15 protein-coding genes are annotated in these 15,600 nt (G+C 64.4%); 12 read left to right on the top strand and 3 right to left on the bottom strand.

What is annotated here, in order from left to right:
• Positions 1-33 precede the first annotated feature (33 nt).
• Positions 34-1,017 (bottom strand): substrate-binding domain-containing protein, encoded by a 984-nt coding sequence (locus ACXAF5_RS20560; RefSeq protein ID WP_474948028.1) that lies wholly within the window; start codon positions 1,015-1,017, stop codon positions 34-36.
• Positions 1,018-1,255: 238 nt separating this feature from the next.
• Here ACXAF5_RS20560 and ACXAF5_RS20555 point away from each other — a divergent pair, with 238 nt between their 5' ends.
• The 5 genes from ACXAF5_RS20555 to ACXAF5_RS20535 all read left to right on the top strand — a co-directional run bounded on the left by ACXAF5_RS20555 (position 1,256) and on the right by ACXAF5_RS20535 (position 5,463).
• Positions 1,256-2,314 carry a LacI family DNA-binding transcriptional regulator gene (locus tag ACXAF5_RS20555; protein WP_239325234.1) on the top strand — a complete coding sequence of 353 codons (1,059 nt, stop codon included), beginning with the start codon at positions 1,256-1,258 and terminating at the stop codon, positions 2,312-2,314.
• 36 nt (positions 2,315-2,350) lie between these two features.
• Positions 2,351-2,665 (top strand): MazG-like family protein, encoded by a 315-nt coding sequence (locus ACXAF5_RS20550; protein WP_474948027.1) that lies wholly within the window; start codon positions 2,351-2,353, stop codon positions 2,663-2,665.
• 213 nt (positions 2,666-2,878) lie between these two features.
• On the top strand, positions 2,879-3,379 hold the full coding sequence (locus ACXAF5_RS20545; protein WP_474948026.1) for a phosphatase PAP2 family protein: 501 nt from the start codon (positions 2,879-2,881) through the stop codon (positions 3,377-3,379).
• Between the two features lie 96 nt (positions 3,380-3,475).
• Positions 3,476-4,135: a response regulator transcription factor gene (locus tag ACXAF5_RS20540; protein WP_474948025.1), complete on the top strand. Its 660-nt coding sequence runs from the start codon at positions 3,476-3,478 to the stop codon at positions 4,133-4,135.
• A complete protein-coding gene (locus tag ACXAF5_RS20535) occupies positions 4,135-5,463 on the top strand; it encodes a sensor histidine kinase (RefSeq protein ID WP_474948024.1) in 1,329 nt (442 codons plus the stop codon). Before ACXAF5_RS20540 ends, ACXAF5_RS20535 begins: the two co-directional genes overlap by 1 nt.
• A gap of 66 nt (positions 5,464-5,529) precedes the next feature.
• On the opposite strand, the gene ACXAF5_RS20530 is transcribed toward ACXAF5_RS20535, so the two are convergent.
• Complete coding sequence (locus ACXAF5_RS20530; protein ID WP_474948023.1) at positions 5,530-6,753, bottom strand: AGE family epimerase/isomerase; 1,224 nt, start codon at positions 6,751-6,753, stop codon at positions 5,530-5,532.
• Positions 6,754-6,782: 29 nt separating this feature from the next.
• A complete protein-coding gene (locus tag ACXAF5_RS20525; RefSeq protein WP_474948022.1) occupies positions 6,783-7,811 on the bottom strand; it encodes a LacI family DNA-binding transcriptional regulator in 1,029 nt (342 codons plus the stop codon).
• A 213-nt stretch (positions 7,812-8,024) separates the two neighbouring features.
• Here ACXAF5_RS20525 and ACXAF5_RS20520 point away from each other — a divergent pair, with 213 nt between their 5' ends.
• The 7 genes from ACXAF5_RS20520 to ACXAF5_RS20490 all read left to right on the top strand — a co-directional run bounded on the left by ACXAF5_RS20520 (position 8,025) and on the right by ACXAF5_RS20490 (position 15,572).
• Positions 8,025-9,260: an ABC transporter substrate-binding protein gene (locus ACXAF5_RS20520; protein WP_474948021.1), complete on the top strand. Its 1,236-nt coding sequence runs from the start codon at positions 8,025-8,027 to the stop codon at positions 9,258-9,260.
• Positions 9,261-9,379: 119 nt separating this feature from the next.
• On the top strand, positions 9,380-10,276 hold the full coding sequence (locus ACXAF5_RS20515; RefSeq protein WP_474948020.1) for a carbohydrate ABC transporter permease: 897 nt from the start codon (positions 9,380-9,382) through the stop codon (positions 10,274-10,276).
• Positions 10,276-11,154 (top strand): carbohydrate ABC transporter permease, encoded by an 879-nt coding sequence (locus ACXAF5_RS20510; protein ID WP_239368463.1) that lies wholly within the window; start codon positions 10,276-10,278, stop codon positions 11,152-11,154. Before ACXAF5_RS20515 ends, ACXAF5_RS20510 begins: the two co-directional genes overlap by 1 nt.
• A 4-nt stretch (positions 11,155-11,158) precedes the next feature.
• Positions 11,159-12,274, top strand: a complete 1,116-nt coding sequence (locus ACXAF5_RS20505) for an ABC transporter ATP-binding protein (RefSeq protein ID WP_474948019.1) — start codon at positions 11,159-11,161, stop codon at positions 12,272-12,274.
• A gap of 105 nt (positions 12,275-12,379) precedes the next feature.
• Positions 12,380-13,669 carry an amidohydrolase family protein gene (locus ACXAF5_RS20500; RefSeq protein WP_474948018.1) on the top strand — a complete coding sequence of 430 codons (1,290 nt, stop codon included), beginning with the start codon at positions 12,380-12,382 and terminating at the stop codon, positions 13,667-13,669.
• A gap of 152 nt (positions 13,670-13,821) precedes the next feature.
• Positions 13,822-14,406, top strand: coding sequence for an ANTAR domain-containing response regulator (locus ACXAF5_RS20495; protein WP_239325210.1), 585 nt, complete (start codon positions 13,822-13,824; stop codon positions 14,404-14,406).
• Positions 14,403-15,572: an ABC transporter substrate-binding protein gene (locus ACXAF5_RS20490; protein ID WP_474948017.1), complete on the top strand. Its 1,170-nt coding sequence runs from the start codon at positions 14,403-14,405 to the stop codon at positions 15,570-15,572. The genes ACXAF5_RS20495 and ACXAF5_RS20490 overlap by 4 nt, the downstream gene beginning before the upstream one ends.
• Positions 15,573-15,600: the final 28 nt, after the last annotated feature.

Here is a 15,600-nt window from a genome sequence, read left to right as displayed (position 1 = left end):
GCCTGTGCCCTCATCCGCCGGATGGTCAGGCGCTCAGAGCCCTTTTTCGGCCAGATCGTCCACCGTCTCGGCGTTGATCTCCAAGAGGTTGTCGGTGATGATATCGCGGCCTTCGACATCGGGTTCGACCACGCCGAGACCCGGAATATCGGTGCCGGACTCGATTTTCTCACCCTTCACCAGCATCTCGCCGAGAGTGACAAATACCTCGCCTGCCTGCGCCGGGTTCCACATGTAGCCGCCGGTCAGCACGCCCGAGTGGATCATTTTGCGGCCCTGCCCGGGCGAGAATGGTCCCATGACCTGAATTTCACCGGTCTTGCGGCGTTCCTCCACTGCGCGGCCAGCCCCGATCGGTCCCTGGCTGCCAAATGCGAGGAAGCCCTTGAGGTCCGGATTTGCGGCAATCAGGTCAAGCGCGGTCGACCGGCTGTCATCGACATTCTCCGCGACGCCATAGCGATCCCCCACGATCTTGATGTCAGGACGGTTTTCCTCCATCCACGCCATGGCGGCATCAGCCCATGCATTGTGCAAAGGCACCGTCAGCGACCCCACATAGACCGCATAGCTGCCGCCCTCTTCGGTCTTGTCGGACAGCAGCTTGGCATGCGCCTCGCCAAAGCCCTCGGCCGAGGCCAGTTCGAAATTCCAGTCGACATTCTCAAGCCCCGGCCCCTCGTGCGAGATCACGATGATGCCGGCATCGCGCGCCTTCTTGAGCACCGGTTCCAATGCGGCCTCGTCATTCGGGACCACGCCAATCACGTCGACACCTTTTGCGATCAGATCCTCGATCGCCTGCACCTGAAGGGCGGGATCTGCCGAAACCGGGCCGATCATTTCCGCATCGACACCCAGTTCGGCGGCGCGGCGCGCGATCCCGTCTTCCATGGCGTTGAACCACGGAATGCCGCCGATCTTGACGACGATCCCCATGGATGTTTCGGCAACCGCAGTGGTCGCCATTCCAACGGTCAACGCCAATGCGCTGACCAGTCCGGTCATTGTGTTCATGTCTTCCTCCCTTGCACGGACCACGCCCGTGCCGCTGTTGATGCAGCACCCGTTAAAGGTTGCACAACCGATTGCGCACCGAGCGCTTAAAAAAGCCACGCGCCTCCCCGGCGGTCGTGGCAAACAGCGATTCCTGACTGCACAATCGATGTTGCAAAGTAACACGCAAACAGGACAAACTGTCAACGGCTATTCACATCCGATAGTCAGCCGCGCATTTGTCGCCTATGTCATGGTCATGACGGACACGCAGAAAAAGACGATCTACGATATCGCCAAACGCGCGGGCGCCTCGCCGTCCACGGTCAGCGCCGCGTTGAATGGCACGTGGAAGAAACGTCGCATCGCACAGGCAACGGCCGAACGCATTATCGCGATCGCCCGGGAACACGGCTATTCCGCGAACCTTCAAGCCCGCGCCCTGCGTACGTCGCGCTCCGGTCTGGTGGCGCTCTTGATGCCGGAGTACAACCGGTTCTTCTCAAACATTGCCCAGACCTTCTCGCGCGAGGTGCGGGCCCGCAATCAATGCCCCGTGATCATCTCCACCGAACGCGATCCCGAGGAAGAACGTTCCACCGTTGCCGACCTCACCTCCTGGTCGATCGATGCGATCTTCTTTGTCGGCTCCGTCGCCCCGGATGACCTGAGCCGCCAATGCCGGGCCGCGGCCATTCCCCATGTGTTTGTCGACCAGCCCTGCGACATCGCCCCTTCTGTGGTCACGGACAGCCGCACCGGGGCGCGCATCCTGACGCGCGAGATCATCGCCTCGATGGCCGCACGTGGCACGACGTTGGGCCCCGGTCCGCGGGATACGATCTATTTCCTCGGCGGCGATCAGACCCTGCCTTCGACCAAGAACCGGGTCGCGGGCTTTAGCGAAGAAATGTACGCACAGGTCGGTCGGGTCGCGCCTGACCAGATCCTGGCCTCGACTTACGATCTGGATGCCGCGACCCGCAGCATCACCGAGCTTTACACCCGCCTTGGCGGCTTGCCGGCAGGATTGTTCATCAATTCCGACTCGGTGTTCGAGGGCGCGCTCCGGTTTCTGGCGACCCTGCCCGAACACGAGCTGTCGGCCTGCGCCTTTGGCTGTTTCGACTACGAGCCCTTTGGCCAGTTGCTGCGCTTTCCGGTCCATATGATGCGGCAGCGGCACAAGATGCTGGTACAGCGCGCCTTTGCCCTGCTCGAGGCGGACAGCCCGCCGGTAATCGAACACGTACAACCGGAGCTCTATCGCGCCCGCCCCTCCGCCATGCCGGACCTGCCGCTGATCGAGCCGCTCTAGGACAAGGCCGCGCCCTCGCCGCACAGGAGACCCAAGATGACATCATCGCAAGACAAAGTGAGCCAGTTTATTGCCGACGCCGGGCTGCACTGCCCCGCCGCACATCGTCTGCTGGATATGCAAAGCGAGCTTGGCGAAGTCTGCAAGGAGATCCTCAAGGCAACCGACTATGGCGCGCATCCGATGGCGGTAACCGATGCGCTGCGCGACGAGCTGGGGGATCTTCTGTTCAGCCTTCTCGCCTTCGCCGCAGAGAATGACATCGATGCGGACGCGGCTCTGGACCGGGCGCTGGCAAAATACAAGGATCGCCTGCAACGCCGGGGTTCGGCAGGGTCGGACGGCGCCTGACACCGCGTCGCAGAACGCCTGCCCCCTGCCGCGCCCACCCGCAGGTGTACTTTATTGGCAGGGTGACCCACCCCCGTAAGCCCGCCGTAAGCTTCACGCGACACAGATGCGCAGATCGACAACAGACATCAGGGTCTCACGATGCGCATATTCCAATGGGGGCCAATGGCGGCCCGACGTGCCACACACATCATCGCTTGGGCAGCGCGATACATGACGCAGATTCTCCTGGTTCTCCTCCTCATGTGTGTGGTGACCGGACGCGGCACCAACGAAAGAGTCGGAGACAGGCTCCAGGTGACGCTGCCGATGGCGGCGCTGGTATGCACTGTGGCCCGCGGGCGCGGCCCCGAATACCTCGGCCGCTTTGTGCTGCTGACCTTTGGCATTCAAACCCCGAAACATCTGCTCGGCAGTCATAATATCAACCGGCGCCCCAATGGCGGCCTGAAAGGCATGCCCTCCGGGCACACCGCCGCCGCCGCATTCGGCGCGACGGGATTGCTGCAAACCTGCCTCAACAGCAGCCGGGTGGGACAAGTGGCCGCGGTGCTGTCCGCAGGATATGTCGCCGGCAGCCGGATCGAAGCCGAAAAACACACGCTGTGGCAAAGCGTTGCCGGTGGACTTTGGGGAATTCTCGCCCAGACCTTGACCTGGTCGGGCCTGACGCGGACATGGAGACGTCTGCGCCGCAGACGGGCTCTGACCTGATGACGCGCCAAGGTGTCCGTGTGGTACGCGTAAACGCGGGCCGTGCGGGCCGGAGCGCCGTCACATACCGCTTTGACCTATCCGCGAGGAAACCGCATGCGCATTTTGCTTGTTGAGGATGAAACCGATCTGGCACAGGCGGTAACGGACCACTTCCGCCAGGCCGCCCATGCGGTGGACCATGTGACCTGTGTCGCGGATGCTATGGCTGCGGTACGCAGCGTGTCCTATGCGCTGATCGTTCTGGACTTGCGCCTTCCGGACGGAAACGGGTTGCAACTTCTGCGGCATATTCGGGATCACAGGGACTCTACACCGGTCCTGATCGCCTCTGCCCATGATCGCATTTCCGAACGGATCGAGGGCCTCGAAGCCGGCGCAGACGACTACGTGATAAAACCCTATGATCTCCATGAGGTGCTCGCGCGGATCAATGCCATCCTCAGACGGCAGGACGACGATTACGCGCCGGAACGTATCTTTGGCCAATTGCGGATCCTTCCCCAAGCACGGCGCGTCCTGTTGGGGGATCGGGTTATTGCGCTCACCAACCGGGAATGGGCGATCCTGGACCGGTTGAGCCGCACCCCGCAGATCGCGGTGGCAAAATCTGACCTGGAAGACACGCTCTATGAATTCGGCCGGGAGATCGAAAGCAACGCGATCGAAGCCCACATAAGCCGGCTTCGGGCCAAGCTCGGCCATGGGGCGATCACCACGCAGCGCGGGTTTGGCTATCGCATGGGGGAGACGTAATGCGTCGAATGAGCCTGTGGCGACGCGTCGCCCTGACCACCAGCCTCGGTTTCCTGGTCATCTGGTTTTTGGCGATCCTCATGGCGGCGTTTGTCATCACCAGGGAACAGAAACAGTTCAGCGACATGCGGCTGCGCGAGATCGCCGAAACGCTGCATCCAGTCCTGACCCGCCTACCCGCATCCGCCCCCGCGGCAAGGGCAACACCAACGCGATCAGACCCGCGATCACTCAGGCAACCGCGATATGCCTTGTTCGACCCCCAGGGACGCGCGCTGTTGCACAGCGCAGGGAACGCCCCGGATGCTCAGGACCTGAACCCCTTGCAGCCGGGTTTTCAAGTCACCGACAGCCACGTCTATTATGTGACCGCCCCTGATGCCGCCGGCAAGATCGTGGCCTTCGGCGACAGCAGACAGGACCGCACCAGGGTATTGCGCCGGGGCTTCATCGCCTTTGCTCTGCCCATGCTGGCGCTTTTGCCGCTGGTTTATCTGTCGGCGGGGTGGATCGCCCGCGCCTCGCTGTCTCCGGTTGACCGCCTGCGGGGGGACCTTGGCAGGCGAAACGAAAAGCACCTCGACCCGATCGACGTCAGCGCGCAACCCAAAGAGCTTCGCGGGATCACCAATGCCGTCAACAGTCTGATGCAGAAGCTGCAAGAGGCTGTGGAGCGGGAACGGGCCTTTGCCACCAATGCGGCACATGAGTTGCGCACCCCGGTCGCGATCGCCCTTGCCCAGGCGCAGCAGTTGCAGGGCCCGGCCTCGGACGAAGTCCGCCCCGGCCTGCAACGGATCGAAACCGCCCTTCAGCGTATGGGCAAGCTGGTCACGCGACTGCTGCAACTCGCCAGAGCCGATCAGACACAAACCCCGCGACGGACCGATGTGTGCCGGTTGATTCCACATGTCCTCGACGGGGCGGTTCCCGATGCGAACCTCCGATCTCGGATTGACGTAACCCTGCCGCCGCGCCCGGTCTGGGCCTTCATCGATCCGGATTCCTTTGCCATCCTTGCAAGCGTGCTGATCGACAATGCGCTCAGGCATTCGCCTGATGCCTCGCGTATCTGCATCGAAGTGGACGCAGAGGCGCGGGTCATCGTCCGGAATGAGTGCAGCCCCATGACCGATGCGGACCTCGCCAGCCTCAAAACGCGCTACCAGACATCCAAGGGGCATCGGGGTGGGTTTGGGATCGGCCTGCATATTGCGGAGACGATTGCGCGACAGGCAGGTGGACATCTGACGCTGCGCGCCCCCCAGCCAGGGCGATCCTCCGGTTTCGAGGCGCGCTATGATCTTCCCGCAGGACCAAAGCTGTGAAGCCACCACAGATCCGGCGCCAATAGAGCCTTCCACCTGAGAACGCGTGACCGGGCTCCTCCGGGTTCAGCAGGCCAGAACACCCGCCAGTTCGCGATAGTGACCCGCCACCGACGGGGCCAGCGGGAACAACGCCGCCTGAACCGAATGGTAGATATCCGGCTTGCCCTGAAACTGCCGGCTGACAGCAACGCCAGCGTCGTCCACCTCCGGCACCCAGCCGCCGCGGGTGCTGTCAATAAACAGGCGTTCGGCACAGTTCCAGAGGCGGCTGTACCAGCGCCCGTCCTGCGCCTGCGGATCGACCTTCAACAAGGCCGCAACCACCCCGATCGCTTCGGTCACCGGCCACCAGTATCGATCCCGGATCGCTGGCCTGCCGTCAAAATCCAGCGTGTAGACAAACCCGCCGCGCTCCGCGTCCCAGGCATCCTCCAGCGCGCGATAGGCCAGCGTCCGCGCGGTGGCGATCCGCGTCTCCTCCGACGCCGGACACAGTGCATCATAGTGCAGCAGCAACCGGGCCAGTTCAAAGGAATGCCCCGGCGTCGTCCCTGCGGGCCGAAACATCGGATTGCCGCTATAGCTCCGGTCCACCTGCCAGTCCTCGGTATAATGTTCGGGCAGGCGCCAGCCCTCCGCCGGGGCGATACGTCCGATCAGAAAATCGAGAATGCGTCCGGCGCGCTCCAGATAGCGGGCCCGCCCGGTCGCCTCATACGCCGCCAGCAGCGCCTCGACCCCGTGCATATTGGCATTGAGGCCGCGATAGCTGGAGAACGGCGTCCAGTCGCGGTTCCACTCGTCCACAAACAGCCCGCGCGCCTCGTCCCAGAACCGGGTATCGAGGATGTCATCGATCTGCGCCAGCAGCGCCGGCGCGCCTGGATGCGCAACCGCCACCGCGCTGGAGGCCGCCAGCAGCACGAAGACATGCCCGTAGGCCAGTTTGCGCCCGTCCTGCACATCCTCCCCCGACAGCGCCCAGAGAAATCCGCCATGCTCGCGATCCAGATGGTGGCTTTGCAAATACGCCATGCCGTGATCGATCACCGCCTCACACCCCGGGTGCCCGGCGATCTGCCCAAGGGCATAGGAATGGATCAGCCGCGTGGTGCTGTGCAGCTCCTGCACCGGAGAGGGCAGCGCCGCGCCGTCGATGCCAAGCGTGAAAAAACCGCCCGCCGGGTTCACGCTGGCCTTGAAGAAATCAAACTGACGCCGCGCATCCGCACTCAGAAACGCCCGGTGGTCGGGGCTGCGCATCCAGTCATCTGGGGCTGTGGACATGGGTGTGACCTTTATTGTTGTGCCGCGACTCAGCGGTCCGGGCCGGAGGCAACCGGCGCGCTGATCGGTTGCAGATATTGCAGGGCCTCCGGCGCCTCGCCCGCAATCCGGCGCAGCAGCAGCTGCGCCATCTGGACACCCGCCTCGGGCAGATCTTCAAAAATGCTGTCGACCCGGGGGCGCACCAGATCAAACAGGCCCGTGGTCTGCTTGACCACCAGCCTGACGTCGCGATCCGGCACCAGGCCGATGTCCTGTACCGCCGCCAGCGCCGCCAGTCCGGACACCTCGCCGGGCAGGATCAGGCCCTCCGGCGCGTCCGGGGCGCGATACCGGGCCTCCACCGCGGCCCGCACCTGTTCCGGCGTGCTGTCGAGATCCGCGCCCTGAAAGATTTCGTGCCGCACACCGCTCTCGCGCACCGCGGTCATGAAGCCATGCAGCAGATGCTGGCGAAAGCTGAGCGTCGGCGGTGGCAGCAGGATCGACAGGCTCCGCGCCCCGCGCGCGATCAACCGCCGCGCCGCCTCATAGGCAAAGCCATAATTGTCGTAGTCGACATAGGGATGCGGCGTCGCCAGCTCGGTGCGCCCATGCGAGACAAAGGGAAACCCGGCCTCTGCCAGAAACCGCACCCGGGCGTCATCGGGTTCGGTGCGTGAAAACAGCACCCCATCCGACAGCCGGTTGCGCACGATCCGGCGCAGGGTGTCCTCGCCCGCAGCATCCGCGTCAAAGTCCGGCATCACCACCAGATGGAAGGACGATCCCTCCAGCCCCCGCGTGATCCCGCGGATCAGCGAGGTGCCAAAGCCAAAGATCTCCTCATGCGGCGGCAGGATCAGGTTGATGACCTGGGTGCGCCCGGTGCGCAGGCGCTGCGCTGCGCGGTCCGGCGAATACCCCATCTCCGTCGCCAGCGCCTGCACCATGCGGCGCGTGTCCTCGGCGATCTTGGGGTCATTGGCCAGCGCCCGCGACACCGCGCCAACGGAAATGCCCGCCCGGTCGGCGATCATCTTCTGGGTTGGCTTCTGATCTGACGTGCGATTCGGCACCGGCTGGGTCCTTGTGTGAATGACAAAATGGTAATTTATAACGTTTTCACAAGCAACGCAAATGGCAGACCAACCCGGATATGCCTGCTATACTCTTGATTTATCAAATCTATACACTGATCCCGCGCAGGAAAATCAAAAATTCACGATTGACTCATGGCCAAATTTAAATCGTTATAAATGCAAAGCATAGATCTCAGGGAGGAGAAAACCATGCTGAAGAACCTCTATTCGGGTGTTGCGGGCCTGGCCCTTGTGGCCTCTGTCGCGGCGGCAGAGGACGTCGAAGTGCTGCACTGGTGGACCGCCGGTGGCGAAGCGGCGGCGCTCAACGTGCTGAAGGACGATTTGCAGGGCCAGGGCATCGGCTGGGTCGACATGCCGGTTGCGGGCGGCGGCGGCGAGGCGGCGATGACCACGCTGCGCGCAAGGGTCACCGCCGGGGACGCGCCCACGGCGGTGCAGATGCTGGGCTTCGACATCAAGGACTGGGCCGCCGAGGACGTTCTGGGCAACCTCAACGAGGTGGCCGAGGCCGAAGGCTGGGACAAGGTGGTGCCGGAGGCGTTGCAGTATTTCTCCAAGGACGATGGCAACTGGATCGCCGCGCCAGTGAACGTGCATTCCACCAACTGGGTCTGGATCAGCAAATCGGCGCTGGACGCCACCGGCCTCGACGCGCCCCAAAGCTGGGAAGAGCTGATCGCCGTGCTCGATGCGATGAAGGCGAACGGCATCACCCCGCTGGCCCATGGTGGCCAGGCCTGGCAGGACGCCACCATCTTTGACGCGGTGGTGCTGAGCCTGGGCGATGACTTCTACACCGCCTCGATGATCGACCTCGACCCCGATGCGCTGGGGGGCGACACGATGGTCGAGGCCTTTGAACGCATGGCCAAACTGCGCAGCTATGTCGACGACAATTTCTCCGGGCGGGACTGGAACCTGGCGTCTTCCATGGTGATCAATGGCGAGGCGGGCATGCAGATGATGGGGGATTGGGCCAAGGGCGAGTTCCTGCGCGCCGACATGACCCCGGGCGAGGATTTTGTCTGCATCCGCTTTCCCGGCACCCAGGGCGCGGTGACCTTCAACTCCGACCAGTTCGTGATGTTCGACGTGGCCGACGGCGACGCCGCACAGCTGGCCATGGCCAAGGCAGTGATGAACCCGGCCTTCCAGTCCGCCTTCAACGTGGTCAAAGGCTCAGTACCGGCGCGCACCGATGTGCCCAATGACGCCTTCGACGGCTGCGGCAAGAAAGGCATGGCGGATCTGGCCGAGGCGGGCAGCAATGGCCGGTTGTTCGGCTCCATGGCGCATGGCCATTCGGTGCCGGCCTCGGTGAAAAACGCGATCTACGACGTGGTGACCGCACATTTCAACGGCGAATATGACGCCGCCACCGCCGCCGAGGAACTGGTGAACGCGGTCGAATTCGCCCAATAGGCGCAGAGATCTCCCCCGAAGGCGGTTCCTGACCGCCACCCCATGCGGCTGGCCGGGATTTGCCCTCGGCCGGTCGCCCCTGTTTCCGAACACAGCCCCCAGCCAACAGAGGAGCGGAGATGCCCGCCCGAACACCTGCACCCGACCTGCGCAGCCGGCTTCAGGCCTGGATTCCAAAACTGGTGCTGTCACCGACCATCGCGATGATGCTGGCCTTCGTCTACGGCTTCATCCTCTACACGGTCTATCTGAGCTTCACCAATTCGCGGATGCTGCCGAAATACGACCTGATCGGGCTGGAAAACTATCAAAAGCTCTGGGGGCTCTCGGCCTGGTGGACGGCGGTGGGCAACCTGGCGGTGTTTGCCCTGCTCTACATCAGCCTCTGCATTGCCATCGGCCTGGCGCTGGCGATCTTTCTCGACCAGAAGATCCGCGGCGAGGGCCTGCTGCGGCCAATCTACCTCTACCCGATGGCGCTGAGCTTCATTGTCACCGGCACCGCCTGGAAATGGTTCATGGATCCCGGCATCGGGCTGGAGAACACCCTGCATCTCTGGGGCTGGGAGAGTTTCGAGTTCGGCTGGATCAAGGATCGCGACATGGCGATCTATACCATCGTGATCGCGGCGGTCTGGCAGACCTCGGGCTTTGTGATGGCGATGTTTCTTGCCGGACTGCGCGGCATCGACAACGAGATCCTGAAGGCGGCGCAGATCGACGGCGCGTCGAACTGGAACCTCTACCGGCGCATCGTCATCCCCATGCTGCGCCCGGCCTTCCTGTCGGCCTTCGTGATCCTGTCTCACCTCGCGGTGAAATCCTATGATCTGGTGATCGCCCTCACCGGCGGCGGGCCGGGGCGGGCCACCGAACTGCCCGCCACCTTCATGTATTCCTACACCTTCACCCGCAACCAGATGGGCGTCGGCGCTGCCAGCGCGGTCATCATGCTGATGACCATCGCCGCGATCATGACCCCCTATCTCTATGCCGAACTGAAGGAGAAGCGCTGATGTCCCATGTCACCCAGGACAGCGCGCTGCGCACCTCCCGGGCCAGCCGGGTGCTGATCTATCTGGTGCTGTTGCTGTTTGCCCTGTTCTACCTGCTGCCGTTCTTCGTGATGCTGGCCAATTCGCTGAAACCGCTGTCGGAGATCACCGGCGGCAATATGCTGGCGCTGCCACAGGACTGGACCATCGCGCCCTGGCTCACCGCCTGGTCCAGCGCCCAGATCGGCATCGAGCCCACCGGCCTGCGCCCCTATTTCCTCAACTCGATCCTGATGGTGGTGCCTGCGGTGGCGATCTCCACCGTGCTGGGGGCGCTCAATGGCTATGTGCTGACCAAATGGCGGTTTCGCGGCGATACCATCCTGTTCGGGCTGATGCTGTTTTCCTGCTTCATCCCGTTCCAGATCGTGCTGATCCCGATGGCCACGGTGCTGGGCAAGCTGGGGTTGGCGGGATCCATCCCCGGGCTAGTGCTGGTGCATGTGGTCTATGGCGTCGGCTTCACCACGCTTTACTATCGCAACTACTACGCCGCCTTCCCGACCGAGCTGATCCGCGCCGCGATGATCGACGGCGCCGGGTTCTTCCGCATCTTCTGGCGCATCCTGCTGCCGGTGTCGGGGCCGATCACCGTGGTTTCGGTGATCTGGCAGTTCACCAATATCTGGAACGATTTCCTGTTCGGCGCGTCCTTCGGCGGCACCGCCCAGCCGATGACCGTGGCGCTCAACAACCTGGTGCAATCCTCCACCGGGGTGAAGGAATACAACGTCCATTTCGCCGGCGCCATCCTCGCCGCGCTTCCCACTCTTCTGGTCTATGTCGTCGCCGGGCGCTTTTTTGTGCGCGGCTTGATGGCGGGCTCCGTGAAAGGCTGAATTCATGGGTTTTCTCGAAATCTCCAATGTCACCAAATCCTATGGCAGCACCGAGGTGCTGCACCGCGTCGACATCGCGGTTGAAGAAGGCGAATTCCTCGTCCTCGTCGGCCCCTCCGGCTGTGGCAAATCCACCCTTTTGAACATGATCGCGGGGCTGGAGGAGATCTCCAGCGGCGACATCTCGATCAACGGGCGGGTGATGAACGGGGTGCATCCCGCGCAGCGCAACATCGCCATGGTGTTCCAGAGCTACGCGCTCTATCCGAACATGACGGTGGGCCAGAACATCACCTTCGGACTGGAAATGCACGGCGTTCCCCGGGCAGAGCGCGCCGCGGCGCTGGCGGATGTGGCAAAGCTGTTGCAGATCGAAACCCTGCTGGAGCGCAAGCCCGGACAGCTCTCCGGCGGCCAGCGCCAGCGGGTGGCCATGGGCCGGGCCCTGGTGCGCAACCCGGATGTGTTCCTCTTTGACGAGCCGCTGTCCAACCTCGACGCCAAGCTCCGCGTCGACATGCGCACCGAGATCAAGAAACTGCACGAGAAGCTGAAGACCACCATGGTCTATGTCACCCATGACCAGATCGAGGCGCTTACCCTCTCCACCCGCATCGCGGTGATGTATGAGGGCCATGTGCAGCAGCTGGGCACGCCGAAGGAGATCTACGACACCCCCGCCAATGTCTTTGTCGCCACCTTCATGGGCAGCCCGGCGATGAACATCCTGCCCGCCCGCGTGGTGGTACGCGATGGCCGCGCAATGGCGCAGGTGACCCCCTCCGACGGGGCGCAGACGGAACTGCCGTTCAGCCAGCAGACCCTGACCGCATGGGAGGGTCGCGAGATCCTGCTGGGCCTGCGCCCCGAGGCGCTGACCGACCCGGATGGGGCGGATCGCAAATCCAGCAATATCGTCCCGCTGCGCAGCCGCATCGAGGTGACCGAGGCCGCCGGTTCCGACACCTTTGTCACCACCACGCTTGGCGGGCGCGATGTGATCGCCCGCCTGCGCGCGGACGCCGAGGCCACAGCCGGAGACATGTTCGACTTTGCCGTGAACATGGAAAAGGCGGTGGCCTTCGATCCCCAAACCGAAACCAGCATCCCCGGGGCCTGATCCCCTGCCCCGCCGGATTGCGGCAGGCGGGCGGGGCGATTGCGCTTGATCCCCGCCGCGCGGGGCTGTCGAATGGGCGGGCAAACGCCACCGGGAGCCGCTCGCATGAGTTATGATCTGATCGTCACCAACGCCACGCTGCCCGACGGGCGCGCGGGCGTCGACATCGCCTGCCACAAGGGCCGCATCGCGGCGGTCGAGCCGGGGATCAGCGCCCCGGCAGGCCAGGTCATCGATGCCGGCGGGCTGCTGGTTTCGCCCCCCTTTGTGGATGCGCATTTCCACCTCGATGCCACGCTGTCGCTGGGACGCCCTCGCATGAACACCTCCGGCACCCTGCTGGAGGGCATCGCCCTCTGGGGTGAGCTGAAACCCCTGCAAACCGTGGAGGAGATCATCGAGCGGGCGCTGCGGTACTGCGATCTCGCGGTCAGCCAGGGCCTGTTGGCCGTGCGCAGCCATGTGGATGTGAGCGACGCCGACCTCAAGACCGTGCAGGCGCTGCTGCAGGTGCGTGACCAGGTGCGCGACTACCTCGATCTGCAACTGGTCGCCTTCCCGCAGGACGGCGTGTTCCGCGCCCCGGGTGCCACCGACACCCTGTTGCGGGCGCTTGATATGGGGGTGGACGTCGTGGGCGGCATCCCGCATTTCGAACGCAGCATGCAGGAGGGTGCGCGCTCGGTCACCTGGCTCTGCGAAGTGGCGGCGGAGCGGGGGCTGCGCGTCGACATGCACTGCGACGAGAGCGACGACCCGATGTCGCGCCATATCGAGACCCTCGCCTTCGAGACCCAGCGGCTCGGCCTCCAGGACCGGGTGGCGGGCTCTCACCTGACCTCGATGCATTCGATGGACAATTACTTTGTGTCCAAGCTGATCCCCCTGATGCAGGAGGCCGGGGTGCAGGCGATCGCCAACCCGCTCATCAACATCATGTTGCAGGGGCGCCATGACAGCTATCCCAAACGGCGCGGGCTGACCCGGGTGCGAGAGCTGCGCGATGCGGGCATCCCGGTGGCCTTTGGGGCCGATTGCGTGATGGACCCGTGGTATTCGCTGGGCGCGGCGGACATGCTCGACGTGGCGGCGATGGGCCTGCATGTGGGGCAGCTGTCGTCGCGGGCGGACATGCGCTGGTGCTTTGATGCGGTGACCGAGATCCCCGCCCGCATCCTCGGGCTGGACGGCTACGGCATCGCGCCCGGCAACCACGCCGACATGGTGCTGTTGCAGGCGAAGGACCCGATCGAGGCGCTGCGGCTGAAACCCAACCGGCTGGCGGTGATCCGCCGCGGCCGGGTGATTTCACGCACCGCGCCACAGGTGGCCACGCTCGCCCTGCCCGGCCGCCCCGAAACGCTGGACCCATCGAGCTACAGTCCACGACACTGACCTGACCGCTTGGCGGCACGACTGCCCCCGCGCCCTGAAAAGAGCGCCACAGGCAGCCCGTTGCACAGAAAACAGGCAAGCGCCTCCCCCACAGCGCCGCAGGTGGTCATGCCGGCTTTACAGGCATGCTGCGGTGCGGCGTATGTGGAGCCATGGCCGAGCCCCTTTCCGTCATACTCGTCGAATCCGACCCGGATCGCGCCGCCCAGGTGAGCGAGAGCCTGCGCGCGGCCGGGGACTATCGCCTGCATGTGATCGCCGATCCGACCCGGCTGGCCCGGCAGATCCGGTCTCTCAACCCCGATGTGGTGCTGATCGACCTCGAAAACCCCTCGCGCGACATGATGGAAGAGCTGACCCTCGCCTCCGGCCCGCTGGAGCGCCCGGTCGCCATGTTCGTCGATCAATCGGGCGAGGGCCTGTCCACCGCGGCGATCGAAGCCGGGGTCTCGGCCTATGTGGTCGACGGCATGCAGCCCGCCCGGCTGAAGCCGATCCTCGATGCCACCATCGCCCGTTTCAACATGGTGCACCGGATGCGCACCGAGCTGGCCGAAACCAAGCGCGCCCTCGAAGAACGCAAGGTCATCGACCGGGCCAAGGGCATGATCATGAAGGCCCGCGGCATCACCGAAGAAGAGGCCTATGCCCTGATGCGCAAGACGGCAATGGACAAGAACAAACGCATGGCCGACGTGGCCCAGGCGCTGGTCACCGCTGCGGAACTGCTGTCATGAAGCGGGCACAGATCCCCGTGGGCTTCATCCCTCTGGTCGACGCCGCGCCGTTGATTGTCGCCCAGGAAATGGGCTTTGCCGCCGAAGAAGGCCTGGATCTCCTGCTGAAACGGGCGCCGTCGTGGTCCTCCTTGCGTGACATGCTGGCCTTTGGCCAGGTGGACGCCGCCCATATGCTCGCCCCGGTGCCGGTGGCCGCAGCGATGGGGCTGGGCAATACCGGTGGCCCGCTGAGCGTGATGTCCGTGCTCTCGGTCAATGGTACCGTGATTGGCGTCAGCGCCGCGCTTGCCGACCGGATGCGCCACCAGGGTCACGACTTTGCCTTTGCCGATGCGCGGGCGGCGGGCCATGCCCTGATCGAAGCCGCCCCGGACCGGCTTCGCATCGCGGTGCCCTTTCCCTTCTCCATGCATGCGGAACTTCTCTACTACTGGCTCAGCGCGCTTGGTTTTCCCGCACCGCAGAGCATCGACATCCGCACCGTGCCCCCATCGCTGATGGCCGACGCCCTGCGCGCGGGCGAGGTGGACGCCTTCTGCGTGGGCGAACCCTGGGGCTCGATCGTGGTGGAGCACGGTCTCGGGGCGCTGCTGCTGCCCGGCGCCGCAATCTGGTCCTTCGCCCCGGAAAAGGTGCTGGCCGTGCGCACCCCCTGGCTGACGCAGGAGGCCCCGCTGGCGCACCGCCTGATCCGCGCCGTGTGGCGGGCGGGCAAATGGCTCGCCAGCGCCGAAAGCCGCCTTCTGGCCGCCGAACTGCTGGCCCGCGAGCCCTATCTGAGCCTGCCCCCGGAAATCATCGACCGGGCACTCTCCGGCGGGCTCACCGTGACGCCACAGGGTCTGCAACGCGACGTGCCCGGATTTCTGCGGTTCCACCTTGGAGACGCCAGCTACCCCTGGACCAGCCAGGCCCAATGGATCGCGCATCAACTGGCGATACGCACCGGCCTGGACCGCGCCGCCGCCCTGCGCGCCGCCGCGCCTGTGTTCCGCGATGATCTCTACCGCAGTGCACTCGGCGACCTGTGCCCGCAGCTCCCCCAGCATCCGCAGCGAGTCGAAGGGCGTGACAGCTCCAATCTCTCCACACGCGCCCATCCGGCCCCGGACAATCGATTCTTCGATGGTCAGATCTTCGACCCGCAGCGGCCCCAGCGATGAAAAAAGCGGCAGATAGGCCGCGCGATGC

It is taken from the genome of Epibacterium sp. ABV4_022 (assembly GCF_056159345.1).
The sequence above is the reverse complement of the archived record's forward strand: the minus strand, read 5'-3'. Positions and strand labels throughout refer to the sequence as shown.